Here is a 22,255-nt window from a genome sequence, read left to right on the forward strand (position 1 = left end):
TTCTGTTTATTGCTTTTCGTTGGCTGTTATTCGTCTCGTAAGGCTACAATCGGTTTAATCCTTGCAGCGCGTTTTGCAGGAATATAACCCGCAATTGCCCCGGCAACCACCAGTACCAGTGTTGCAGTTACAGCAATACCAAGGTCAACTGTTGGGTTTCTGAAAATTGTTTCCCCATTTCCTCCGTTTGTTGCTGCCGATATTTCGTATTGTTTCTCAACAAAAATATTGATCACCTCCATGAGGCCGGTTCCAAGTACAAGCCCGATATAACCGGCAACTGTTGTGATTAGAATCGATTCAAGCAAGATCAAACCAATTACAGAAGAAGGACTGGCACCAATGGCTTTACGAATTCCAATTTCTTTGGTACGCTCTTTTACAACGATTAGCATAATGTTGCTCACACCAACCACCCCGGCTATCAGCGTACCGGTACCAATTATCCAGATAAAAATGTCGATCGCCTGAAATATTTTCATGGTTTGCAAAAATTCTTCGAGCAAACTAAAAGAGCCCATTGCTGATTCGTCGCTTGCCTCAAACTTGTGTTTGCGTGCAAAAGTTTCGCGCACCTTTTGCTCAATGGCACGGCTTTCTTCAAGTGTTTCGGCATTTATCGTCAGTGCAAAATTGTGCAGGCGGTTGCCTCCGTTAAAAACTTTTTGACCAGTAGTTACCGGTAAGTAGGCGTTGCGGTGACGGGTGCCACTGCTCTCTTTACAAACGCCAACCACTTTAAACGGAATGTTATTTACTCTTATGTATTCGCCAATTGCATTTTTTCCTTTGAAAAGGGCATCGTAAATGTCTTTCCCAATTACTACAGATTTTCGGGTTTGATCGATGTCAACCTGGTTGATAAAACGTCCGTCAATAATTTCAATCGATTCCACTTCTTTTAACCCGGGATGACAGGTTATGGCAGAGTACTCGCCGTATTCGCTCCCGTACGAAAAGGTGTTTCCTCCAATGTAATAACGACCTGAAGTGGCATCAATTCCTTCCATGTCTTTCAAAATGTCGTAATCGGCATTGGTAAAACGGATGTCTCTACCTTCTTTCAGCCCCTGGTAAGGAACACTTGTACGACCACTCCACAACCACATGGAATTAACCGCATTACGCATAAAGTTCTGCGACACTCCGTTGCTCAGGCCATTTCCGGCGCCTAAAAGGATCATCAGCATAAAAATCCCCCAGGCAACACTGAAACCGGTGAGGAAGGTCCTCATTTTATTTTTTTTGATGGTGGCAAAGATCTCCTGCCATTTATCGATGTCGAACATGATCGTTCAAAGTTTAAAGTTCAAAGTTTAAAGCATGTATTTCTGAGACAGAGACTGGCAACTGCGACTGAAAACTTCCTAAGCGGTTTCCAGCTGTTTCGCATATTGGCTCTTAAACTGCTTAAGATCGCCATTCATAATAATTTGGTCGATCCCGCCATCTTTCAGGTGAACGATCTTCTGCGTCATGGCAGCAATATCGTGTTCGTGCGTTACCAGAATTATGGTAATTCCGTCTTTGTTAATCTCTTTCAGAATTTCCATAACCTCGTACGAAGTGCTGGTATCGAGTGCCCCGGTTGGCTCATCGGCAAGTATGATCTTGGGTTGCGAAATCAATGAGCGTGCAATGGCCACACGTTGTTTCTGTCCGCCCGACATTTCGCTCGGTAGGTGAGTCGCCCACTCTAATAATCCTACTTTTTCGAGGTATTCCATGGCAATCTTGTTGCGCTTTTTACGCGGCACTCCCTGGTAGTAAAGTGGAAGCGCCACATTTTCCATGGCATTTTTAAAAGAAATTAAATTGAACGATTGAAAAACAAAGCCAACCAGCTCGTTACGAAGTTGAGCCGCCTTTTTCTCCGACATATCTTTTACCAGCGATCCGTTCAGGTAATACGACCCTTCGTCGTAATTATCCAGGATGCCAAGTATATTTAAAAGAGTAGATTTCCCCGATCCCGAAGATCCCATAATGGATACAAATTCACCCTGCTCAATGTCAAGGTCGATGCCCTTGAGAACATGCAGCGAATTGTGGCCGGTCACATACGATTTGTGAACATTGTTAATACTAATCATAGCTTGAACTTGTTTAAAGTATTGTTTTTTAGTTTTTGTTTTCTTTCCTGACCGATTCAGGTTTTCAGTATAAAGTTGCTAAAAATCAAGATGTTCTTTGGTATTTTTTCGATGAACAACCGTTTTTGTCAAGTAAACGATTGCTTGATTCCGATTTCACATACTTCATAACAGTCATTTTTGCTCCTTTACTTTTAATTTGAGACGTACAGAACCCCATTCCGTTACAAATTTTTTCGCGAAGAAATCTTAACGCATATAAATCAGCTACGATTCACTAATTTTGCCACAGACTCAAATAAGATGGGAATCAAAACGATCAACATAAAATTACCGACCGATTATTCGGAGCAGCTACTGCGCAACCAGATCAGCCGGCAGCTGGGTATCCGCGAGTTCACTTTTCGTACCGAAAGCAAAAGTCTCGATGCCCGGAACAAACGAAACATCTTCTGGCAGCTTCGTGTGGTGGTTGATTCGCCGCAATTAAAGGGAGACGATGCAAAAATTCAGGAAGAATTGATTATTCCTTTTAAAAAAAGGAAGCAAAAAATAGTGGTGGTGGGTAGCGGACCCGCCGGTTTCTTCAATGCTTTTGCGTTGCAAAAAGCGGGTTTCGAAGTGACGTTGATCGAACGCGGCTCGGAGGTAAAAATACGCGGAGCAGCCATTGCCGATTTTGAACAGGGCGGAGCTTTCAACGGTGCCAACAATTATGCCTTTGGCGAAGGCGGCGCCGGTACTTTCTCCGACGGAAAACTCACTTCGCGCTCAAAGCACATTTCAAAAGAGAAGCTTTTTATACTGAAAAGTTATGTGGAAGCCGGTGCTCCGAAGGAAATACTGTACATGACTCACTCGCATTTAGGCACCGACAACCTGCGCAAGATTGTAGTGAACTTGCGAAACGAATTCGAAAACCTGGGAGGCACTTTTCTTTTTAACACCCTGCTGGAAGATCTCCGGATTGTGAACGGAAAAGTGAATGAAGCGGTGACTTCTGCGGGATCGCTTGAAGCTGAGGCTGTATTTATAGCTCCCGGTCATTCGGCTTATGAAACCTACCGGATGCTGATGAGAAACGGCGTTCCTTTCCGCACCAAGAATTTTGCCATTGGCAGCCGAATGGAACACCGGCAGGAAACCATCAACCTGGCTCAGTGGGGACAAGCAACACTTCCGGGAGTAAAAGCTGCCGAATACCGGCTCACCTCGCAAGCCGACGGGCTGCACCCCGTATTCTCGTTTTGTATGTGTCCGGGCGGAACCGTGGTGCCTGCAGCTGCTTATGCCGAAACCAACATCGTAAACGGGATGAGCTACTACAAACGCGGCGGCAACTTTGCGAACGCAGCCTGTGTGGCCGGAATTCATCCCGACGAACTGGCCGGGAAAACGGTTTCGCCGCTTGAAGCACTCGACCAGCTTCAAAAACTGGAAGAACAATTTTTCAATTATGCAGGAGGCTACTCGGCTCCTTTCTGTTCCATCCGAAGTTTTCTGGCCGAAAAAAAACTGGCCGGAAAAGCCGCAAGCAGTTTCCCGCTGGGATTGCTACCTGCTCCTTTGTGGACCCTACTACCAAAACCGGTAGTTGTGTCGATGAAAGTAGGTTTGCAGGATTTTATCCGGAAAATGCGTGGTTTCGAAAACGGAAACCTGCTCGGTTTCGAAAGTAAAACATCGGCACCTATTCAGGTCATTCGCGAAAAAAACGGTTTGGTGGAAGGTTTTAAGAACCTGTATATTATTGGCGAAGGAAGTGGCTACGCCGGAGGCATAGTTTCAAGTGCTGCCGACGGAATCAGGGCGGCGATGAGCTTGGTGGAAGGGAATTAGTCACTGGTCAATTGTCATTGGTTACGGGGATTGCAAAAGTTTTTAAAATGGTAAGGATTCCTCTCAACTGATAATTTAACCGCTTTGGTTCTAACATTGCACGCAAACTTCATTTGCCAACCTATTGATAGTAGTGGAACTCGAGATAATTTTTGCGCCCCTTACAATTAAGCATTTTTGCCTGTTAAGACAGCAACTTATTCTTTTTTCCACAAAAAGAGCTCTTTGCCCGAAGCTCTCAGCACTTAGCCTTTCAACAATGTAAATTTCCGGTTAATTCATCCTCCCTTTATTTAGAATAATTCTATTAAAAATCAGCCAGAAAGTGTACTTTTGTAGCTCTTTAAATCAGGATAAACATGACAGATAAAAAGCTGCCTTTTAGCAAGGAACAACTTGAACAGATTATTGAAAAACACCCAACACCATTTCATATTTATGACGAAAAAGCCATTCGCGAAAATGCGCGACGTTTTATAAAAGCCTTTTCATGGAACGAAGGTTTTAAGGAATATTATGCCATTAAAGCTGCACCGAATCCGTATCTGATGAAGATATTGAAGGAAGAAGGTTTTGGAATCGACTGCAGCTCGATTGCCGAACTGGAATTGGCAAAAAAATTAGGTATGAGTGGCGACGAGATCATGTTGACATCAAACGATACTCCGGCTTACGAATTTCAGCTGGCCAAAGAGATGGACGCTATCATTAATCTCGACGACATTTCGCATATCGACTTTGTGGAGAAACATGTTGGATTGCCAGAGAAAATTTGCATGCGCTACAATCCGGGCGATCTGAAACAGGGTAACCTGATAATCGGTCACCCTGAAGAAGCGAAATACGGATTCACGCATAAACAAATGATCGAAGGCTATCAACTGCTGAAGGAAAAAGGTGTAAAACGCTTTGGTATCCACACCATGGTGGCATCGAACGAACTCGATCCTGATTATTTTGTGGAAACTGCTGAGTTGCTGTTTAAATTGGTACTTGAGGTTTATCAAAAAACCGGAGTTGAAATTGAATTTGCCAATCTTGGTGGTGGCGTTGGTATTCCTTACCGTCCGGGAGAAAAACCTGTTGACCTGGAATATGTAAGCGCCGGCATTAAAAAAGTGTACGACGAAATCATCATCGGTAATGGTCTGAAACCACTGAAACTGTTTTTCGAACTTGGAAGAGCCATCACCGGACCTTATGGCTACCTGGTAACCAAGGTGCGTCACATAAAAGAAACATATAAATCATTTGCCGGACTGGATGCCTGCATGGTTAACCTGATGCGCCCCGCGCTTTACGGTGCTTACCACCACATTACAGTTGCCGGAAAAGAATACGAAACAGCTGATTACAAATACGATGTTACCGGTTCGTTGTGTGAAAACAACGATAAATTTGCCATCGACCGCATGTTGCCAAAACTGGAGTCCGATGATATTGTGGTGATCCATGATGCCGGTGCACACGGTCATTCTATGGGATTTAACTACAACGGTAAACTGCGCTCGGCTGAGTTACTGCTCCGCGAGAATGAAGAAGTGGTGCAAATCCGTCGTGCCGAAACGGTGCAAGATTATTTCGCTACGCTCGACTTTGCCGGATTGAAAGATTTTGAAGTTTAAAAATCTACATTCAAAAATAGTAAGGCCGGGCAATTAAACCGGCCTTTTTCGTATTTTAGGTGTCAACAAAGCTATTTAAATGAAAGTTGGATACGACGCAAAAAGGGCTTTTCTAAATACTTCGGGACTGGGAAATTACGCCAGAAATGCGCTCAATGCACTTCAGAAATTCTATCCTGAGAACCACTACACTTTATTTACTCCTGAAGTAAGGAAAGGTATGTTGAATAAGCAGGAAGCTTTTGAAATTGTTACTCCACCCGAATCGATGTCGAAGATCAAGAAATCGTTCTGGCGCTCGTATCAAATGAGCCAGGAACTGGAAGAACATCAACTCGACCTTTTTCACGGATTGAGTAATGAACTGCCCAATGGAATCCACAAAACCAAGGTTCCGTCGGTGGTAACCATTCACGACCTCATCTTTATTCGTTACCCCGAGTTTTACAGCTACATCGACAGGACGCTTTATTTCGAAAAAGTAAAATATGCCTGCAAGGCAGCCACCAAAGTCATCGCTATCAGCGAACAAACCAAGGCCGATATTATAAAATACATCGGAACGGCACCTGACAAAATTCAAATCGTTCACCAGGCCATTTCGCCTTTGTTTTTCGAACCGGCCGAAACCGAAAAAGTAAAAGCGAAATACAAGTTGCCTGAAAATTTTATTCTGGCTGTTGGAACGATTGAAGAACGTAAAAACCAGTTGTCGATACTTAAAGCCCTGGAAGCTGCCGGACTTGATATTCCGCTGGTTTTGGTTGGAAATCCGACTTCGTATTGCAACGATATTCATAAATATTTGGCCGAAAAAGGGAGGAAAGAAAAAGTGATCTTTTTGAAAAATATCCCGGAAACGGATCTTGCCGGAATTTATCAGTTGGCAGAATTGTCGGTATACATTTCGGTTTTCGAAGGTTTTGGATTACCGGTGATCGAAGCCATGGCTTGTTCATGCCCGGTGATCACTTCAAATGTTTCCTGTTTGCCCGAAACAGCCGGCGATGCAGCTGTACTTTGTGCTCCGGAGAACATTGAGGACTTAGGGAATCAGATTTCAAAAATACTGAACGACAGCGCATTCAGAAATGAACTAATAGAAAAAGGAAAAGAAAGAGCACAGCAATTTCAGCCCCAAAAATATACCGATAGACTGGTAAAATTGTACAACGACATTATTGGATAAAAGCCCCCCATCTCTCCCGAAATATAGGGATTCGATTGTCCCCCTGAGGGGGACAGGTGCGCCGAAGGTGCAACAGGGGGTGTAAACATGAAAACCAAAAGAATATGCACGACGCTATTAAAAAAGCACTGGAAGTATTAAAAGGAGGTGGTGTGATCCTCTATCCCACCGACACGATTTGGGGGATCGGCTGTGATGCCACCAATGTGGAAGCTGTGAAACGCATTTACGGCATCAAAAAAAGGGAAGATTCGAAAAGCATGCTGGTATTGATGGAAAATCCGGCCTTGCTCGATCGCTATGTAGATGAAGTTCCGGAAGTAGCCTGGGATCTGGTAGAAATTGCCACCACACCACTAACGGTTATTTATCCCGGTGCAAAAAACCTGGCGAAAAACCTGATTGCTGAAGACGGTAGTATTGGTATTCGATTTACCAAGGAAGAATTTACCAGCAAACTGTTGCAAAGGCTCAGACGACCATTGGTTTCTACCTCGGCAAATATCAGTGGCGAAAAATCACCGGCCTTTTTTGATGAGATTTCGGAAGACATTAAAAATGCAGTTGATTACATTGTAGAATACCGGCAGGACGACCGAACTCCGGCAACACCCTCAAGTATTATCAAACTTGGCCCGGGTGGACAGATTGATATTATCAGGAAATAACAAGACTGCTCCCTAATGGAAGCAGTCTTATGAATGATTATTTCTTTTCTTTCAAAATATCGCGGATTTCAGTTAGTAATACTTCTTCGGTTGACGGAGCCGGAGGAGGTGCAGGCGCTTCTTCCTCTTTCTTTTGAGTTTTGTTGTAAGCTTTAATAATTATGAAAATCGCAAAGGCAATAATGACAAAATCAATCATCGTGTTAATCCACAAACCGTAACTGATTGCCACTTCCGACACTGCAGGTGTCACCACCTGATCGCCGTTCATAACAGCTTCGCTACTTTCTTTCAGCACCAGTTTAAGGTCGGCAAAATCTACTCCTCCCAGCAGCATTCCTATCGGAGGCATCAAAACATCCTTAACAAAAGAAGTAACTATTGCTTTGAATGCGGTAGCAATTATAACTGCAACAGCCAGATCAAGCACATTGCCTTTCATGATAAAGGCCTTAAATTCTTTTAGTAATTTCATAAATTAAAAGTTTAATTAAACAGCTAATTATCAGTTTCAATTTATGCTATTTCCCGCAATAAAAAAAGCCATTGCATCAACAATGGCTTTTTCTGATAAACAATATGCTTTCTTACATTTTTTTCACACGACCCGAGCCCGCAACCGAAGCATCGATACTGGCATTTCCTTTATAATAAACACTGCCCGATCCTGCTATTCTGGCTTTAATCGAACCGTCGGAACTTACTTTACAGTTTCCTGATCCTGAAGTTGCCACATTTACGGCATCAGCTTCGAAACCTGCAGCATCGAAATTACCGGAACCCGAAATGGACACTGACAATTCATCGGCTACGCCACCATCCTCCAATGAAATATTTCCGGAGCCTGAGATCGCTCCTTTTACTTTTTTCGAATCCAGATCCTCAATTGTAATGTTTCCGCTGCCGCTTACTGCCAGGTTCAAAATACGTGCTTCCAGTTCTTTTGCCAGAATATCGCCCGAACCTGATACTGAAAGTGAATTTACATCGGGAACGGTAATATAAATCTCGATTTTACCTGCATTGAAATCGCGCTGGAACCAGGTTTTATTCGGAAAACGAATGATCAGTTCGCTGCCTTTAACTTCAGTAATCAATTCTTCCAATGTGGATTCTTTGGCCTCAATCCTGACGCTTTGCTTTGGCCCCTGTGTTAGGTACAGTTTTCCCGAAACTCTCAACGATATTTCTGAAAAAGAAGACACATCACGATCCTGTTCCTCAGCCATTGAAGTACTATATGTTAAAAGGCCTGCAACGACAAGGATAAAAGCTAATAATCTAAATTTCATGGTTTTATATTTTTCGAGTTAATATTTGCGTACGATCTAAAGTTAAAAAGAATTTGGCACGTTTTAATTTTACTCTTGTAAGGACGGATGAATGCTCAGAAAGTTGCACGGTTCGTAAAATAATTAGCACTTTTAATCCGCCATTTACTATTTACACATGAAGCAAAAACACCCCACACCGGTTCAAATCCGGTTCAACGATATCGATTTGATGGGGCATGTTTATAACGCAAAGTACCAGGAGTTTTTTGATCTGGCCCGTCTGGAATATTTCGAAGAAGTGATTGGCAGCCTTATCAGCTGGGACGATCAAGGGCTGGTGATCGCATCGGTGAAGGTTGATTTTATTGAACCCACTTTTCTAAACGACCTGATTGAAGTAGAAACCCACATTGCTTCGGTAGGTGAAAAAAGCCTGCAAATGTTTCAGCAACTCTACAAAAACGGGAAAGCCGAACCGGCATGTATTTGTACTACAATTATGGTTTCCTATAACATGAAAGAAAAGGTTTCGAAACCCATCCCGAATGAGTGGAAAGAAAGATTCAAAACCTACGAACCGGAATTAAACTTCAGTTAAGCCTTCTGGAAGTTTCAGTGTTATTGTCTTTTTCTCTTCATCGAGGGCAACCAGAATTTCATCGTTAAACGGAACAAGCAGCTCCTCGCCTTTTCGGTTAACGGTAAGAACAATATTTCCTGCAAAATCGTCAACTTCTTCAATCGGGCCGATCTCGCCAAGTTGCTCATCAAAAAGTGAATATCCTATCAGTAAAGAGGCGTGTTCTTCAGGCTCGTCAACAATTTCGGTTTGATACAACCAGGCCGATTGCCCGATCAAACGTTTGGCGTACTGTTCACTTTCAACATCTTCGAATTTTACAATAGCCGCCTTGGCCGAACGAAAACGCAAACCTTCTTCTTCAATAAAGAACGGAACCAGTAAACCATCGAGTTCAACAAAAAAACGTTCGGCTTCTTCCACCGAAAACTCAAAATGTTCTTCAAACTCCAGCACTACTTCACCATGCACACCGTGTGTTTTTCTGAAGAAACCGATTTTTTCGCACTCGCTTTTTGGTATTGTTTCCATATTTCAAAAATAGACAAATTGTGTTGAATTCGAACAAGACGGAAAATAGAGCAGAGAACATTGAGGTCCTCTGTGACATCTTTGTGTTGGTTTGTGTAACAATTTTAAACCGAAGTTACACAGAGTACCACTGAGAATTCGCAAAGAACCACAAAGAAATTTGAGTAATTCATTTTAGAATGAACAAAAAAACCACCCGCCAAACGACGAGTGGTTTTCTATACTAAGATGTGATTTCTTTCTTAAGATTCAGCACCTTTTTCTTCTTCCGAAGCTTCCTCTTCAACAGCAGGTGCTTCAGCTTCCGGAGTTTCTTCAACTTCAGCAACAACTTCTTCGCTTGCCTCTTCAGCAGCTTCTTCTGCTTCTTCCTCTGCAGTAGCAGCGGCAGCTTCAGCAGCTAGTTCCGCGCTTTTAGCAGCAAGGGCAGCAGCTCTTTCTTCGTTGATTTTCTTCTCAGCAGCCAATTGTTTTTGAACCTCTGCATCAGCATCACCTTTCAAACGATCAATTTTCGCCTGAATTTTTGCTTCTTTTTCAGCGATCCAATTGTCCAAACGCTTTTCAGCTTCGGCTTCATCGAAAGCTCCTTTTTTCACTCCACCCATCAGGTGTTTTTTGTACAATACACCTTTGTAAGACAAAATTGCCTTAACGGTGTCGGTAGGTTGTGCGCCTTTAACCAGCCAATCATAGGCTTTGTCAAAATCGAGATCAATAGTAGCAGGATCAGAGTTCGGATTATAAGTGCCAATCCGCTCAATGTACCTGCCATCTCGTGGCGCCCTGCTATCAGCTACTACAATGTGGTAGTATGCGTAGCGTTTGCGACCGTGTCGCGCGAGTCTCATTTTTACTGGCATAACTCTACTTTTTTTGTTTTTGAAAAATGTGGCGCAAAGATAGTATAAATTTCTGTTCCTGAAAGTTTTGTAGTGCTATTTTTGAACTCACGGCATTTCTTAACCTTAATGCAAAAATTGGTTTAAAAAAGGATGTCATCTTTTAAAAAGATGACATCCTTATCCCGGCCGGAACAAGAAATAAACGAATTCACTACCTCCGGATATCTCATACAAAATCAATTCTCGCCTGCCTGCTCTTTGGCGGCTTCTATCATATCTTCGTTAGCGGTGATAGTAAATTCAACCCGGCGGTTTTGCGCCTTTCCTTCTTTTGTATCGTTCGAAGCTCTTGGCTGCGTTTCGCCCATTCCTGTAGATTTTAAACGGGAGGCAGCAATTCCTTTCGACTTCAAGAAAGTAACAACCGAAGCTGCTCGTTTTTCCGATAAGGTTTGGTTGTAGGTTTCGCTGCCGTCGCTGTCGGTATGGCCAATTACAAGAATATCGGTATCGGCATATTTATCAAATATTTCAACCAGTTTGCCCAGGTTGGTCCGGGCAGCGCTGGTAAGATCGGAGCTGTTAAATTCGAAACGAACATCAGCGTTTTCATCCAGGATCAGCTGAATTCCTTCTTCACTACGCACCACTTCGGCACCCGGCATGGTTGTTTCAATTTCGGCGGCCTGTTCATCCATTTGGTGACCGATTATGGCACCTGCACCTCCGCCAACGGCTGCACCGATCAAGGCTCCTGCCGCCCGGTTGTCTTTACCGCCAATAAGTGCACCTAAAGCCGCCCCGGCTGCTGCACCAATGCCGGCACCTTTTTGCGAACTATTCGCATTTTGTACCGATTTACACCCATTCAAAGTCATCCCCGAAATAAAAATCAGAAGAACCGCCCAAACTGTAATATTCCTTTTCATATCCTAGTTTCTTATAAAATCATAATATATAGTAATTATACTCCCCTCGAATGTGGCATCCTGTGCCAAAACAAATTCAGTTTCATTTTGCGAAACCAGTTTCAGTTTATAACCTGTCTTCACATCTTTTGCTTTTGTTCCTTCGGGGATAAATTTCCATAAGAAATTTACCTCGTCGCCGTTTTCTTCCATAAACCACTTGATGGAGTTGGCCGAAGCACTGCAGCTTGCATCCTGGAAAGTGTAGGTACCGGAATTGTTATTACTGACAAAGCTCCACCGGCTTCCTTCGAAACAACCGGGCGATGCCTGGTTAAACAACTGTTTTATTTTCACAATGCCTCCCTCGCTTGTTGTGATGGAAGACAGTGTCCAGTTGCCCTTTAAGCCTTTTTGGCTCGACCTTACCACTTTTGTTGAACCGCATGCCGCCAGTAAAAAAACAGCAAGCGTTAGAAATAGAAATTTAATTTTCATGCTTTATTACTTTAATTTTTTGAGCGATTCTTGTGTTTATTTAAGTTTCTTCAACGACATACAATTTAACAAAAAAGGAGACACATTGTTGCATCTCCTTTCCATCGTTTTTTCGAAAACGAATTATCTTTTTACGTATTGTTCTTCGTAATATTTCTGGTAATCGCCCGAAGTTACATTTTCGAGCCATTCGGTATTTTCGAGGTACCACTCGATGGTCTTTTCAATGCCTTCCTCAAATTGCAGCGAAGGTTCCCATCCCAGTTCGTTTTTGATTTTTGTAGCATCGATGGCATAACGTAAATCGTGCCCGGCGCGGTCTTTCACATAAGTGATCAGCTTTTCCGATTCACCTTCAGGGCGTCCCAGTTTTTCATCCATTTTGCGGCACATCACCCGAATAAGATCTATGTTGGTCCATTCGTTAAAACCACCAATGTTATAGGTTTCACCAATTTCTCCTTTGTGGAAAATCACATCTATGGCACGGGCATGATCAACCACCCACAACCAGTCGCGAATGTTCTCTCCCTTTCCGTAAACCGGAAGCGGTTTATTATTTTTTATGTTATGAATAAAAAGCGGGATCAGTTTTTCGGGAAACTGGTACGAACCGTAATTATTCGAGCAATTCGAAATCACGGTTGGTACGCCGAAAGTATCGAGATAAGCCCGAACAAAATGATCGGAACTGGCTTTTGAAGCTGAGTACGGACTATGCGGATCGTAAGACGTTTCCTCAGTAAACATCCCTTCGCTACCCAGCGATCCGTAAACCTCGTCGGTTGAAATATGATAGAAACGTTTGCCTTCAAAACTGTCTTTCCAGATGTGCTTGGCTGCATTCAACAGGTTAACGGTTCCGATTACGTTGGTAAAAACAAATTCGGTTGGATTCGAGATCGAACGGTCGACATGCGATTCAGCAGCCAGGTGAATTACACCATCAAACCGGCGTTCTTCGAAAAGTTTTTGAATAAAATCGCCGTCAACAATGTCGCCTTTTACGAATTCGTAATTCGGCTTATCTTCCACATCTTTCAGATTGGCGAGGTTACCGGCGTAGGTGAGCTTGTCGAGGTTAACGATTTTGTAGTCCGGATATTTCTCCACAAAAAGTCTTACCACATGCGAACCAATAAATCCTGCTCCGCCTGTTATTAATATCGTTTTCATCCTAATTGTCTTTAATTAATTTGCTTTTAAACGTGTACCGACTGAGATGCCAAATTTAATAAAATCAGTGGTAACATCATCGTATAACTTATTACCTGAGACTTTAAACAGCGGACAAGCGTAAATCCTGCCAAACATCGTTCCGTTTCATGCCTGAATCCAACAATCGGAGACAAATACAAATTTGTTTTGCGCTCTCCCTGATCAGTATCATTTGCGGTTCGAAAAATAAAAGTGCCTCCAAGCCCGGATTCTACAAAAAAGTTGGCTTTTCCAAAATTGCAAGTGAGTTGTAAAGGAAGATCAATCGGCAAGCTTGAATGTGCGGATTTCGGAGTCCATCCCAAACCCGATTGAAAAACAATTTTATATCGCTCGTGGGTAAAAACTGTTCGTGCAACATTGGCTGAAGCTACAATTCCTGTTCCCCCACCTTCGAATGAAAGGTAGGTTTTTGCTTCCTGTGCTGAACTAATCAATGTAAGCATGCATAGTGCGAAGGTAAAAAGACGTAACATTAATAATGGTTTTCCATATTAACGGAAAACCATTACTATTATTCTAATATATTTCTGAGAATCACCTCAATGAAATAGAAGAATTGCGCAAAGGTGACTTTGTCTGCTAAATACCGCGCACTCTTTTTTCCCAGTTCCAGGCCGAAAGCAAAGTTTCTTCCAGTTCCTTTTCAGCTTTCCAGCCCAGTTCTTCGTTGGCAAAGGTAGTATCGGCCCAGATTTTTTCGATGTCACCGGCACGGCGAGCAACGATCTTATAATTGAGTTTAACACCTGTAGCTTTTTCAAAACCATTTACAATTTCCAGAACTGTTAATCCGTTTCCGGTACCCAGGTTAAAAATCTCGTAGTTCTTTTTGTTTTTGCCATTCAGCAGGCGTCCGATAGCCACCACATGGGCTTTTGCCAGGTCAACAACATTTATGTAATCGCGAATGGCAGAACCGTCGGGTGTATCATAATCGTCGCCAAAAACTTTTAGCTCATCGCGCAACCCGGCAGCAGTCTGTGTGATAAACGGCACCAGGTTTTGTGGTACACCCAATGGCAGTTCACCGATCAAGGCACTCGGATGAGCTCCGATCGGATTAAAGTAACGCAAGGCAATTCCTTTCAACCGGGGATAAGCTGCGATGGTGTCGTTTAAAATATCTTCATTAACACGCTTGGTATTTCCGTAAGGTGATTCGGCATCTTTTCGCGGCGTTTCTTCAGTTACCGGCAAAACGTCTGGCTGTCCGTAAACCGTACACGACGATGAAAAAACAATGTTTGCAACTCCGTATTTTAACTGGCAGTCCAGCAGGTTCATCAGCGAAACCAGGTTATTCCGATAGTACATGAGCGGCTTTTCAACCGATTCACCAACAGCTTTCGAAGCTGCAAAATGAATGATCGCATCAATATCGCTATTCCGACTAAAAAAATCATCGGTTTTAGCGGCGTCGGCAAGATCGAATTGCTCGAATGCCGGTTTTATCCCTGAAATTTTTTCGATATTATCCAGAACATCAATACTCGAGTTCGAAAGATCGTCGACGATAATTACCTCGTAACCCGATTCCTGAAGTTCTACAACTGTATGCGAACCAATGTATCCGGTTCCGCCTGTAACTAAAATTTTGTTTGCCATTATTTTTTCTTGGTTTGAAGTCCAAAAGTATAAAATTCCACTGTGAACAAATTATGATTATTGTTTGGATACGCCCGATTTCCAATTAATTAATCTAAAAAACCCGAAATGGCGATTTTTATTAATTTTACACCAAAATCCGAACAGCGTGAAAATAGACAGTTACATCCAACAGCTTTTACTGGATCACGAAATGGTGATCGTCCCGGGATTTGGGGTATTTATTTCTGAATATCAACCGGCTCAGGTCGATAACGAAAGTGATGAAATAAAACCGCCTTCGACCAAAACCGTTTTTAATCCGCAAATAAAAAATAACGACGGCTTGCTCGTTGGTTATGTAGCCGAAGCTACGCGAAGTTCGCATTTCGAAGCGCTTCAGAAAATAGAGAAGGAACGCGACAACATTCTTTACCAGCTCGACAAGGGAGAGAAAGTTGAACTTTTAGATCTTGGAATACTTTATTACAACGAAAAAAATGAATTGGTTTTTATGTCTGAAAAGGATAAAAGTCACTCGCTGGAATCGTTCGGACTGGAGGCTACTTCGTTAAAAGAACCGGAAATTGAAGAACCTGCAGAACCGGAAGCAGTAATCGAAGAAGAACAGACGGAAGAAGTACCTCCGGTAGTTGTCCCTGTTGAACCGGAAATAGATGAGCCGGATATTTCTGAAGAACTGCCGCAAGAAGAAGAGCAGTCGCAGGAAGAAGAACAGCCGGCTGAGGAATCAGTGGAAGAGTTGGAAGAACAGGAAGAATCACAGCCCGAAGAAGAGGAAATTGCCGGGGAAGAACCTATCGAAGAAAAAGAGGAGGAAGAAATAGTTGCAGTTGTTCCACCTGTTACCGAAGCTCCGGTCGCTGAAAAAGAAGAAAAGAAGCGAAAAGGTGGCTGGATCTGGTTGCTGGTAATTCTGATACCACTGATCGCTGTTTCTGTTTTTATTCTTATGAAAGACAAAACACCTGAAAAACAGGTGGAAAAAGAAACGGTTTTAAACACTCCTGAAGAAAAACCTGAACCGGTTGCTGTGATTGATTCTACAATAAGTGATTCGACACAAATTGAAGTTAGCGATTCAATTTCTCAGGCAGAAGAACTACCAAAACAGGAGCCTGTTGTTGAAGAAACCGGGCCTAAATTTTACCTAATTGGAGGTAGTTTTAAAGCTGAAGAAAATGCCGAAACTTACCTGCAAACGCTAAAAGCAGATGGCTACGAACCGTTCCACCTTGGAAAATACGGCAGTTTTTACATTGTCGGAATCGGTAAATACGATACGGAAGATGAAGCCCTTTCAGCCAAAAATGAATTTCTTGATAAAAATCCTGATTCGGGCATCTGGATTTTGGAAAAATAGTTTTCAGGAGTACGAATTAAAACTGTAAATCTGATCGATGGGTTTGCGGATCTTCTTTCGGAGTTTGTAATCTTCAGGTGAATAGCCTAAAGTAATCAATAATCCAATTTTTCGCTTTGCCGGAATATTCAGCAGCTGCTGGATTTTCTTTTCGTCGAACCAACCGACGATGCAAGTTCCCAGTCCCAAGTCGGTAGCCTGCAAACTAAAATGTTCGGCGGCGATGCCAATATCGTATTGCGGATATTCCTGATTTTTTATAGTGCCACCAATTCGCGTAATTAGGCGTGCTTTCTCAATCACCAACACGGCAATTACCGGAGCTTCCTGAATAAATTTGTTAAACGAAACGCTTTTACTGAATGTCGCTTTTGCCACTTCACTTTTTAAATCGGGCTCATCAACAATAACAATTTTCCACGGTTGCGAATTACAGGCTGAAGGTGCCAAATGAACCGCCTCAACAATTTTCAGGATTTTTTCTTTTTCCACCGGTCGCGGCAAATATTTTCGCACACTCTGACGTTTATTAATTAATTCGCTGAATGACATGGCAAATTTTAGTTATTTGATTTTGTAGAACTTGTAACAAATGTTGCAAACCTAATTTAACAAATCTATGAATATTCTTCTCTGGATCGCTCAGCTTTTTTTAGCCGCAGTATTTATTACGGTTGGACTGGCAAAGGCTGTGGTACGTATGGACCGGCTCCAAAAAGCCATGGATTGGGTGAACGATTACGAACCTAAAAAAGTCAGAGCCATCGGAATTCTGGAAACGCTCGGTGGATTTGGATTGTTCTTTCCCGGGCTGTACCCTATTCACGAACTTGTAATTCCGTTATCGGCCGCCGGACTGGCAATCATTATGGTATTTGCTGCTATCTCGAATTTTAACCGGGGCGAGAAACAGGAAATGATCACAAACATTGTACTTTTTGTTTTGACCTCTTTTGTCGTTATTGGAAGACTGGCGTTGGGATAGATCAGTTTTTAAAAAGATTCTTTTACTTCATTTCGTTCAGAATTACACTGTTTTACAACCTACATTTCTAAAAGACCTGTCATTCCGATCGAAGAGAGGAATCTGAGTAAAATCCCGCAGAAAGTATTGATTTTCGAATTATCTTCGACAAAAGCAAATTCCCCGAAAATCCACAACATTTCGGCATTGAACACGTAAACGCATACACTTATTCAGCTACAGATTTATTAACCAAAAATGAAAAGTTATGCCAGACAGCGTTTACAAAATCATTGAACTTGTGGGAAGCAGCCCTGTATCATGGGAAAAAGCCGCAGAAAGTGCCATTGAACTGGCCTCAAAATCCTTACGCGACCTAAGAATTGCCGAAGTTTGTCAAATGGATATGCATTTGAACGACGGCAAGATTGAAGCCTACCGTGTAAAACTCAAAGTATCGTTTAAATACCAGGGATAAAATCGGTTAGAAACACCATTCAAATTAAAGTAAAAAAAAGCGGCACCTTGTGAGACGCCGCCGGAAACTGTTCACCAACCTTAGGTTGGATGGTTTTATAATAGTACTAACTGAACGGTTATGATAACCTTGCTTTATGGCTTTGAAGCAGTAATGTTGTAAAAACAAACGCTGTGCCAAAATTCACATGGTTTTAATGTTCAGGAGCACTTTTATTGAATTCTTTTGATCGTCTCCACCAAAAGCTGAATTACATTCTCCACATTTCGGTTAAACACCTTAAGTACTTCCTCCCAGGTAACAGGCTCCTCATCGGTTTTCCAGCAATCGTAATCGGTACTTAGAGCTATTGCTGCGTATGGAATTCCGATTTCGTTGGCAAGGATACACTCCGGTGCGGTGGACATATTAATTACATCGGCTCCTAAAATGCGGAACATTTTCGATTCTGCGCGAGTTGAAAACCGTGGGCCTTCAATGGTAACTACGGTCCCTTTTTCATGAAAAGGAAGTTGGAGTTCACCGGCTTTTTCAATCAGCACTTTTCGTAAATCGGCATTAAAAGGATCGGCCATTGGCGTATGATTCAGATCGCCGTTCTCAAATTTACTATGGAAAGTAACATCGCGGTGGCGGGTAAAATCGATAAACTGGTCGAGGATTACAATGTGCCCGCGATCGATTTCTTCGCGCAGGCTACCACAGGCTGTAGTCACAATAATGTGGGTACATCCCAGTTCTTTTAACGCCCAAATATTGGCGCGGTTATTTACCTGCGTTGGCGGAATAGAATGATCGCGATCGTGACGGGACAAAATGGCCACTTCCACACCACCGATTTTTCCACATTTAAAACTTGAGGATGGCGCGCCATAAGGCGTTTCCACAACCACATCTTTTGGTTCCTTCAATATGGCCGGATCTTCGAGACCTGAACCACCAATTATCGCAATTTTTGTCATTTCTGTTTTTCAGGAAATAGTTTTAAAATACTTTGTTTATCGGCCCGGCACACTCCCCTTTCGGTGATCAACCCGGTTACCAGTCGCGCGGGAGTTACATCGAACCCGAAGTTGGCCACCGTACTTTTTTCAGGGATAAGCTGTACCGACTGAATTTGTGTTCCGTCCCAGCCTTCAATCCGTGAGACTTCTTCAGCATTTCGCTGTTCAATTGGGATTTCACTGACTCCATCTTCCAGCTCCCAGTCGAAAGTTGAAGATGGAAGTGCAGCATAAAACGGAACCGCATTATCTTTTGCAGCCAGCGCTTTCAGGTAGGTTCCTATTTTATTGGCAACATCGCCGCGAACAGTGGTGCGGTCGCTGCCAACGATCACCATGTCCACCATGCCGTGTTGCATCAAATGCCCTCCGGTATTGTCGGGAATTACGGTATGCGGCACACCTTCTTCGCCCAGTTCGTAAGCCGTTAAACGCGCTCCCTGGTTTCTTGGACGCGTTTCGTCGACCCAAACATGAACCGGAATACCTTTTAAATGCGCTTTATAAATGGGTGCAGTAGCAGTTCCCCAGTCGATGCAGGCCAGCCAACCGGCATTGCAATGTGTGAGGATATTAACGGTTTCGCCTTTTCGTTGGTAGATTGCTTCGATAATTTCCAGGCCGGCTTCCCCGATCTTTTCTCCAAACTCAATCTCCTGTTGTTTTAACTCATGAGCTTTGCTTAACGTTAACTGGATTAATTCAGGACTTCCCAGGTTATTGATGATGAAATCGAACATCTCATCGACCGCGAAAGCCAGGTTTACTGCGGTTGGTCGCGACGATTTCAGGTAATCGGCTTTACTTTTCAGGTAGTGTTCAAGGTCGCCTTCCGAAAATCCCAGCAAAGCCAGGTACATGCCGTATGCAGCAGTTACACCTATTAATGGCGCTCCGCGAACCACCATCTCGCGAATCACAAAATAAGCGTCTTCCACCGTTTTCATATCATAAATTTCGAACTGAAAAGGAAGCTTTCGCTGATCAATCACTTGAACTATCTGCTGATCATCTTCTTTTAACCAAATGGTGTGATAATGTTTCGCGCCTATTTTCATTTATTTGCTGAATTGATCAGAATTAAAAGTATAACTCCCGCCTTTTGAAGTTTCCTGCGAGATGAGCTTTCCATCGTATCTCAAATTCAAGTGATTTCCTAGCAGTGATTTAACTGTTACAGATGTTAGTTCGCCATTCTCCCAGGCAATTTCAAATTCAAAACCACCGCGGCCTTTTATTCCTGAAATTTTACCGTTTGCAAACGCACCTGGCAATGCAGGTAAAATATCCTGATAAAAAGCGCCGTTTTCGTCGCGTAAATGCGATTGCAGCAACATTTCAGTTATTCCTGAGGTTGCTCCGAAATTACCGTCGATCTGAAAAGGCGGATGAGCATCAAAAAGGTTCGTGTACAAACCGCCTTCATCGCGCCCGGTTTCAGGATTTATTGATGGAACCATCAGGTTTTTCAGAATAAGGAAAGAATGATCGCCGTCGAGCAGCCGCGCCCAAAAATTGATTTTCCAGGCGCGCGACCAGCCGGTGCCACCATCACCGCGGTGGGCCAACACAACTTTGCAGGCTTCCGCCAACTCAGGTGTGGTTAAAGGGTGAATTTCGCTCCCAGGGTGCAGGCCCCATAAATGCGAAACGTGGCGGTGCTCGTTTTCCGGATCATCAACATCCTGAAGCCATTCCTGCAACTGTCCGTAACGCCCGATTTGGTTTGGAGCAATCCTTGCTCGTTTCGCTTTCAAATCAGCTATCAGTTCATCATCATCACCCACCATTTCCGCAGCTTCAATAGTGTTTGCAAAAAGTTCTCTGATGATCTGGTGATCCATCGTCGGCGCCATTACCAAACCGCCATTTTCAGGACTGTTACTCGGTCCACTAACCAACCAATCGGGATGAGTTGGATCGGATACCAGGTATTCAGCAAAAAAACGGGAAGCTTCTTTTAATATCGAGTATACAGTTTCTTTCAAAAATTCTTTATCGCCGTTAAACTGGTAATGCCACCACAAATGCTGACTTAACCAGGCACCACCGCTTGGCCAGATTCCGTGATTGGCGTTGTTGATTGGAGCAGCTCCGCGCCAGATATCGGTGTTGTGATGCGCAACCCAACCATCCATGTCGTAATGCTCTTTAGCCACTTCCTGACCGGTAAGCGACAAATCTTTCACCATTTCAATAAGCGGCTCAGTCAGCTCGGGCAGGTTGGTAATCTCAGCCGGCCAGTAATTCATTTCTGTATTTATGTTGATGGTGTATTTACTGTCCCACGAAGGAGAGAGCTGGTAGTTCCAGATTCCCTGCAAATTTGCTGGCTGAGTACCCGGCCGCGAAGAAGAAATCAACAGGTAGCGCCCGTATTGATAAAGTAAGGCAACCAAACTTGGATCTTCATCTTCCTTGAAAGTAGCAAGTCGTTCGTTTGTTGGTCGCTTTGAAATTTCAGATTGTGGAAGATCAATATTTACTCGGTTGAAAAGCTTGTGATAATCCGCATTTTGATCAGCTTTAACCTGTTCATAAGATTTCCCTTGCAGATGGTCGAGATAGTGTTCGCAGCGTTCTGCAGGATCAGCGCTAATGTCGTTGTAATTCACAAAACTGGTAGCTGCCACCAGGTAAAGCGTTACAGCATTTGCATTTGTTATTCTGATTTTGTCTTCTTCTTCAACAAGTCCACCACCTTCGTTCACCACTTTTATGCGGGCTTCAAAACTGAGTAAGCTGGGAGGATAACCACCTCCTGCCCGTACTTTATCTTCCGGGTAATTATTCGCTTTTCCCTTTAAAATTAGTTGATCTCCATCCACAATCACGTCAAAAACATATTGCGGAGAATTCATCCCAAGTGAAAAATTAAGTGCGTTTGTTTTTGAACTTTTCAAACGAATCACCAGCGACTGATCAGGACAGGATGAGAAAATTTCGCGTTTGAATTTTACATCGTCTACATCGTATGAAACTGTTGCTATGGCATCTTCCAGATCCAGCTCCCGCTTGTAATTTGTCGCACTCTCATGCCCCGGGAAACTCAGCAAAATATCTCCAAACGGCTGGTACGACAATTGTCCCAGTGGTTGCGACATAAAACGCTCGTTACCCAATTTCTGGGCTTCGCCCTGTTTACCGGCCCAAAGCAGTTGCCGCATTTTATTCAAAACTTCTGAAGCACCTTCATGGGAATAATCGTGGGGCTGACCAGTCCACAATGTTTCTTCGTTAAACTGAATCGTTTCATTTGCCGTTCCTCCGAAAACCATCGCCCCGAGTCTTCCGTTTCCAACCGGCAAGGCTTCTATCCAGCTTTCAGCGGGTTTATCGTACCACAACATCAACGACGGATCAAGTTCCTTTTCCGGTTCCAGGTGTTGCGTGCACGACAGAAATAAAATGGGTATAAAAAGTAGAAATGACAGCCTTGGTTTCATAATCGAAAGATTTGATTTTTCTGCTGGTCCAAACTTACGAATAATAATTTTTTCAGGGGATTTTCTGAAACCGAATCCTTGCTGTTACGCTCAGAAATCAAGGAATTAACGCTCAGCATCCTTC

General features: G+C 43.1%; 23 protein-coding genes. 8 read left to right on the top strand and 15 right to left on the bottom strand.

The window, feature by feature from the left end; genetic code table 11:
- Nucleotides 1-26: 26 nt before the first annotated feature.
- Together HFD85_RS13040 and HFD85_RS13045 are read right to left on the bottom strand one after the other, a co-directional pair.
- Nucleotides 27-1,289: an ABC transporter permease gene (locus HFD85_RS13040; RefSeq protein ID WP_167610379.1), complete on the bottom strand. Its 1,263-nt coding sequence runs from the start codon at nucleotides 1,287-1,289 to the stop codon at nucleotides 27-29.
- Nucleotides 1,290-1,367: 78 nt separating this feature from the next.
- Nucleotides 1,368-2,093, bottom strand: a complete 726-nt coding sequence (locus tag HFD85_RS13045) for an ABC transporter ATP-binding protein (RefSeq protein ID WP_167610382.1) — start codon at nucleotides 2,091-2,093, stop codon at nucleotides 1,368-1,370.
- Between the two features lie 303 nt (nucleotides 2,094-2,396).
- Between HFD85_RS13045 and HFD85_RS13050 the strand changes: the two genes are divergently transcribed.
- The 4 genes from HFD85_RS13050 (at nucleotide 2,397) to HFD85_RS13065 (ending at nucleotide 7,414) form a co-directional block, all read left to right on the top strand.
- Entirely contained in the window at nucleotides 2,397-3,932 is a 1,536-nt protein-coding gene (locus HFD85_RS13050; RefSeq protein ID WP_167610385.1) for an NAD(P)/FAD-dependent oxidoreductase, read from the top strand.
- Between the two features lie 359 nt (nucleotides 3,933-4,291).
- Nucleotides 4,292-5,557: a diaminopimelate decarboxylase gene (locus HFD85_RS13055; protein ID WP_167610387.1), complete on the top strand. Its 1,266-nt coding sequence runs from the start codon at nucleotides 4,292-4,294 to the stop codon at nucleotides 5,555-5,557.
- 79 nt (nucleotides 5,558-5,636) lie between these two features.
- The gene (locus HFD85_RS13060; RefSeq protein WP_167610391.1) at nucleotides 5,637-6,746 is read left to right on the top strand and encodes a glycosyltransferase family 4 protein; all 1,110 of its coding nucleotides are present in this window, start codon (nucleotides 5,637-5,639) and stop codon (nucleotides 6,744-6,746) included.
- 104 nt (nucleotides 6,747-6,850) lie between these two features.
- Entirely contained in the window at nucleotides 6,851-7,414 is a 564-nt protein-coding gene (locus HFD85_RS13065) for an L-threonylcarbamoyladenylate synthase (RefSeq protein ID WP_167610394.1), read from the top strand.
- Between the two features lie 37 nt (nucleotides 7,415-7,451).
- On the opposite strand, the gene mscL is transcribed toward HFD85_RS13065, so the two are convergent.
- Nucleotides 7,452-7,889 carry a large-conductance mechanosensitive channel protein MscL gene (gene mscL / locus HFD85_RS13070; protein ID WP_167610396.1) on the bottom strand — a complete coding sequence of 146 codons (438 nt, stop codon included), beginning with the start codon at nucleotides 7,887-7,889 and terminating at the stop codon, nucleotides 7,452-7,454.
- Between the two features lie 112 nt (nucleotides 7,890-8,001).
- Complete coding sequence (locus HFD85_RS13075; protein ID WP_167610399.1) at nucleotides 8,002-8,706, bottom strand: head GIN domain-containing protein; 705 nt, start codon at nucleotides 8,704-8,706, stop codon at nucleotides 8,002-8,004.
- Between the two features lie 157 nt (nucleotides 8,707-8,863).
- Here HFD85_RS13075 and HFD85_RS13080 point away from each other — a divergent pair, with 157 nt between their 5' ends.
- A complete protein-coding gene (locus tag HFD85_RS13080) occupies nucleotides 8,864-9,286 on the top strand; it encodes an acyl-CoA thioesterase (RefSeq protein WP_167610401.1) in 423 nt (140 codons plus the stop codon).
- Here the strand turns inward: HFD85_RS13080 and rimM are convergent.
- From rimM to galE, 7 genes are all read right to left on the bottom strand, one after another.
- Nucleotides 9,272-9,799: a ribosome maturation factor RimM gene (gene rimM, locus HFD85_RS13085; protein WP_167610404.1), complete on the bottom strand. Its 528-nt coding sequence runs from the start codon at nucleotides 9,797-9,799 to the stop codon at nucleotides 9,272-9,274. The genes HFD85_RS13080 and rimM overlap by 15 nt on opposite strands.
- Nucleotides 9,800-10,041: 242 nt before the next feature.
- The gene (locus tag HFD85_RS13090) at nucleotides 10,042-10,650 is read right to left on the bottom strand and encodes a 30S ribosomal protein S16 (RefSeq protein WP_338087143.1); all 609 of its coding nucleotides are present in this window, start codon (nucleotides 10,648-10,650) and stop codon (nucleotides 10,042-10,044) included.
- Between the two features lie 230 nt (nucleotides 10,651-10,880).
- Nucleotides 10,881-11,573 (bottom strand): YiaD family glycine zipper/OmpA-like lipoprotein, encoded by a 693-nt coding sequence (locus HFD85_RS13095; RefSeq protein ID WP_167610410.1) that lies wholly within the window; start codon nucleotides 11,571-11,573, stop codon nucleotides 10,881-10,883.
- 3 nt (nucleotides 11,574-11,576) lie between these two features.
- Nucleotides 11,577-12,050: a lipocalin family protein gene (locus tag HFD85_RS13100; RefSeq protein WP_167610413.1), complete on the bottom strand. Its 474-nt coding sequence runs from the start codon at nucleotides 12,048-12,050 to the stop codon at nucleotides 11,577-11,579.
- 123 nt (nucleotides 12,051-12,173) lie between these two features.
- Complete coding sequence (gene rfbB / locus HFD85_RS13105; RefSeq protein ID WP_167610416.1) at nucleotides 12,174-13,226, bottom strand: dTDP-glucose 4,6-dehydratase; 1,053 nt, start codon at nucleotides 13,224-13,226, stop codon at nucleotides 12,174-12,176.
- Between the two features lie 26 nt (nucleotides 13,227-13,252).
- Nucleotides 13,253-13,744: a hypothetical protein gene (locus HFD85_RS13110; RefSeq protein ID WP_167610419.1), complete on the bottom strand. Its 492-nt coding sequence runs from the start codon at nucleotides 13,742-13,744 to the stop codon at nucleotides 13,253-13,255.
- A gap of 106 nt (nucleotides 13,745-13,850) precedes the next feature.
- Entirely contained in the window at nucleotides 13,851-14,876 is a 1,026-nt protein-coding gene (gene galE / locus HFD85_RS13115; RefSeq protein WP_167610422.1) for a UDP-glucose 4-epimerase GalE, read from the bottom strand.
- Between the two features lie 148 nt (nucleotides 14,877-15,024).
- Between galE and HFD85_RS13120 the strand changes: the two genes are divergently transcribed.
- Nucleotides 15,025-16,239 carry an HU domain-containing protein gene (locus HFD85_RS13120; protein ID WP_167610425.1) on the top strand — a complete coding sequence of 405 codons (1,215 nt, stop codon included), beginning with the start codon at nucleotides 15,025-15,027 and terminating at the stop codon, nucleotides 16,237-16,239.
- Between the two features lie 3 nt (nucleotides 16,240-16,242).
- Here the strand turns inward: HFD85_RS13120 and HFD85_RS13125 are convergent, their stop codons facing one another.
- Nucleotides 16,243-16,791, bottom strand: coding sequence for a nitroreductase family protein (locus HFD85_RS13125; protein ID WP_167610428.1), 549 nt, complete (start codon nucleotides 16,789-16,791; stop codon nucleotides 16,243-16,245).
- A 67-nt stretch (nucleotides 16,792-16,858) separates the two neighbouring features.
- Between HFD85_RS13125 and HFD85_RS13130 the strand changes: the two genes are divergently transcribed.
- Nucleotides 16,859-17,224 (top strand): DoxX family protein, encoded by a 366-nt coding sequence (locus HFD85_RS13130; RefSeq protein WP_167610431.1) that lies wholly within the window; start codon nucleotides 16,859-16,861, stop codon nucleotides 17,222-17,224.
- A 247-nt stretch (nucleotides 17,225-17,471) separates the two neighbouring features.
- Complete coding sequence (locus HFD85_RS13135) at nucleotides 17,472-17,681, top strand: dodecin family protein (RefSeq protein ID WP_167610434.1); 210 nt, start codon at nucleotides 17,472-17,474, stop codon at nucleotides 17,679-17,681.
- A 212-nt stretch (nucleotides 17,682-17,893) separates the two neighbouring features.
- Here HFD85_RS13135 and mtnP read toward each other — a convergent pair whose 3' ends face one another.
- The 3 genes from mtnP to HFD85_RS13150 are packed head-to-tail and all read right to left on the bottom strand — an operon-like array spanning nucleotide 17,894 to nucleotide 22,131.
- Complete coding sequence (gene mtnP, locus HFD85_RS13140) at nucleotides 17,894-18,643, bottom strand: S-methyl-5'-thioadenosine phosphorylase (RefSeq protein WP_167610437.1); 750 nt, start codon at nucleotides 18,641-18,643, stop codon at nucleotides 17,894-17,896.
- On the bottom strand, nucleotides 18,640-19,743 hold the full coding sequence (gene mtnA, locus HFD85_RS13145; RefSeq protein ID WP_167610440.1) for an S-methyl-5-thioribose-1-phosphate isomerase: 1,104 nt from the start codon (nucleotides 19,741-19,743) through the stop codon (nucleotides 18,640-18,642). The genes mtnP and mtnA overlap by 4 nt, the downstream gene beginning before the upstream one ends.
- A complete protein-coding gene (locus HFD85_RS13150; protein WP_167610443.1) occupies nucleotides 19,744-22,131 on the bottom strand; it encodes a glycoside hydrolase family 95 protein in 2,388 nt (795 codons plus the stop codon).
- Nucleotides 22,132-22,255 lie beyond the last annotated feature (124 nt).

The organism is Maribellus sediminis (assembly GCF_011799805.1).
In the GTDB taxonomy this organism is placed as follows: domain Bacteria; phylum Bacteroidota; class Bacteroidia; order Bacteroidales; family Prolixibacteraceae; genus Draconibacterium; species Draconibacterium sediminis_A.

Bases quoted from the DNA above. Each gene is read 5' to 3' on its own strand.
- mtnP (WP_167610437.1), bottom strand. From the start codon at position 18,643: ATGACAAAAATTGCGATAATTGGTGGTTCAGGTCTCGAAGATCCGGCC.
- rfbB (WP_167610416.1), bottom strand. From the start codon at position 13,226: ATGAAAACGATATTAATAACAGGCGGAGCAGGATTTATTGGTTCGCAT.
- HFD85_RS13135 (WP_167610434.1), top strand. From the start codon at position 17,472: ATGCCAGACAGCGTTTACAAAATCATTGAACTTGTGGGAAGCAGCCCT.
- rimM (WP_167610404.1), bottom strand. From the start codon at position 9,799: ATGGAAACAATACCAAAAAGCGAGTGCGAAAAAATCGGTTTCTTCAGA.
- mtnA (WP_167610440.1), bottom strand. From the start codon at position 19,743: ATGAAAATAGGCGCGAAACATTATCACACCATTTGGTTAAAAGAAGAT.
- HFD85_RS13080 (WP_167610401.1), top strand. From the start codon at position 8,864: ATGAAGCAAAAACACCCCACACCGGTTCAAATCCGGTTCAACGATATC.
- HFD85_RS13125 (WP_167610428.1), bottom strand. From the start codon at position 16,791: ATGTCATTCAGCGAATTAATTAATAAACGTCAGAGTGTGCGAAAATAT.
- HFD85_RS13095 (WP_167610410.1), bottom strand. From the start codon at position 11,573: ATGAAAAGGAATATTACAGTTTGGGCGGTTCTTCTGATTTTTATTTCG.
- HFD85_RS13045 (WP_167610382.1), bottom strand. From the start codon at position 2,093: ATGATTAGTATTAACAATGTTCACAAATCGTATGTGACCGGCCACAAT.
- HFD85_RS13040 (WP_167610379.1), bottom strand. From the start codon at position 1,289: ATGTTCGACATCGATAAATGGCAGGAGATCTTTGCCACCATCAAAAAA.
- HFD85_RS13110 (WP_167610419.1), bottom strand. From the start codon at position 13,744: ATGTTACGTCTTTTTACCTTCGCACTATGCATGCTTACATTGATTAGT.
- HFD85_RS13150 (WP_167610443.1), bottom strand. From the start codon at position 22,131: ATGAAACCAAGGCTGTCATTTCTACTTTTTATACCCATTTTATTTCTG.
- HFD85_RS13075 (WP_167610399.1), bottom strand. From the start codon at position 8,706: ATGAAATTTAGATTATTAGCTTTTATCCTTGTCGTTGCAGGCCTTTTA.
- HFD85_RS13050 (WP_167610385.1), top strand. From the start codon at position 2,397: ATGGGAATCAAAACGATCAACATAAAATTACCGACCGATTATTCGGAG.
- galE (WP_167610422.1), bottom strand. From the start codon at position 14,876: ATGGCAAACAAAATTTTAGTTACAGGCGGAACCGGATACATTGGTTCG.
- HFD85_RS13065 (WP_167610394.1), top strand. From the start codon at position 6,851: ATGCACGACGCTATTAAAAAAGCACTGGAAGTATTAAAAGGAGGTGGT.
- HFD85_RS13060 (WP_167610391.1), top strand. From the start codon at position 5,637: ATGAAAGTTGGATACGACGCAAAAAGGGCTTTTCTAAATACTTCGGGA.
- mscL (WP_167610396.1), bottom strand. From the start codon at position 7,889: ATGAAATTACTAAAAGAATTTAAGGCCTTTATCATGAAAGGCAATGTG.
- HFD85_RS13130 (WP_167610431.1), top strand. From the start codon at position 16,859: ATGAATATTCTTCTCTGGATCGCTCAGCTTTTTTTAGCCGCAGTATTT.
- HFD85_RS13090 (WP_338087143.1), bottom strand. From the start codon at position 10,650: ATGAGACTCGCGCGACACGGTCGCAAACGCTACGCATACTACCACATT.
- HFD85_RS13055 (WP_167610387.1), top strand. From the start codon at position 4,292: ATGACAGATAAAAAGCTGCCTTTTAGCAAGGAACAACTTGAACAGATT.
- HFD85_RS13100 (WP_167610413.1), bottom strand. From the start codon at position 12,050: ATGAAAATTAAATTTCTATTTCTAACGCTTGCTGTTTTTTTACTGGCG.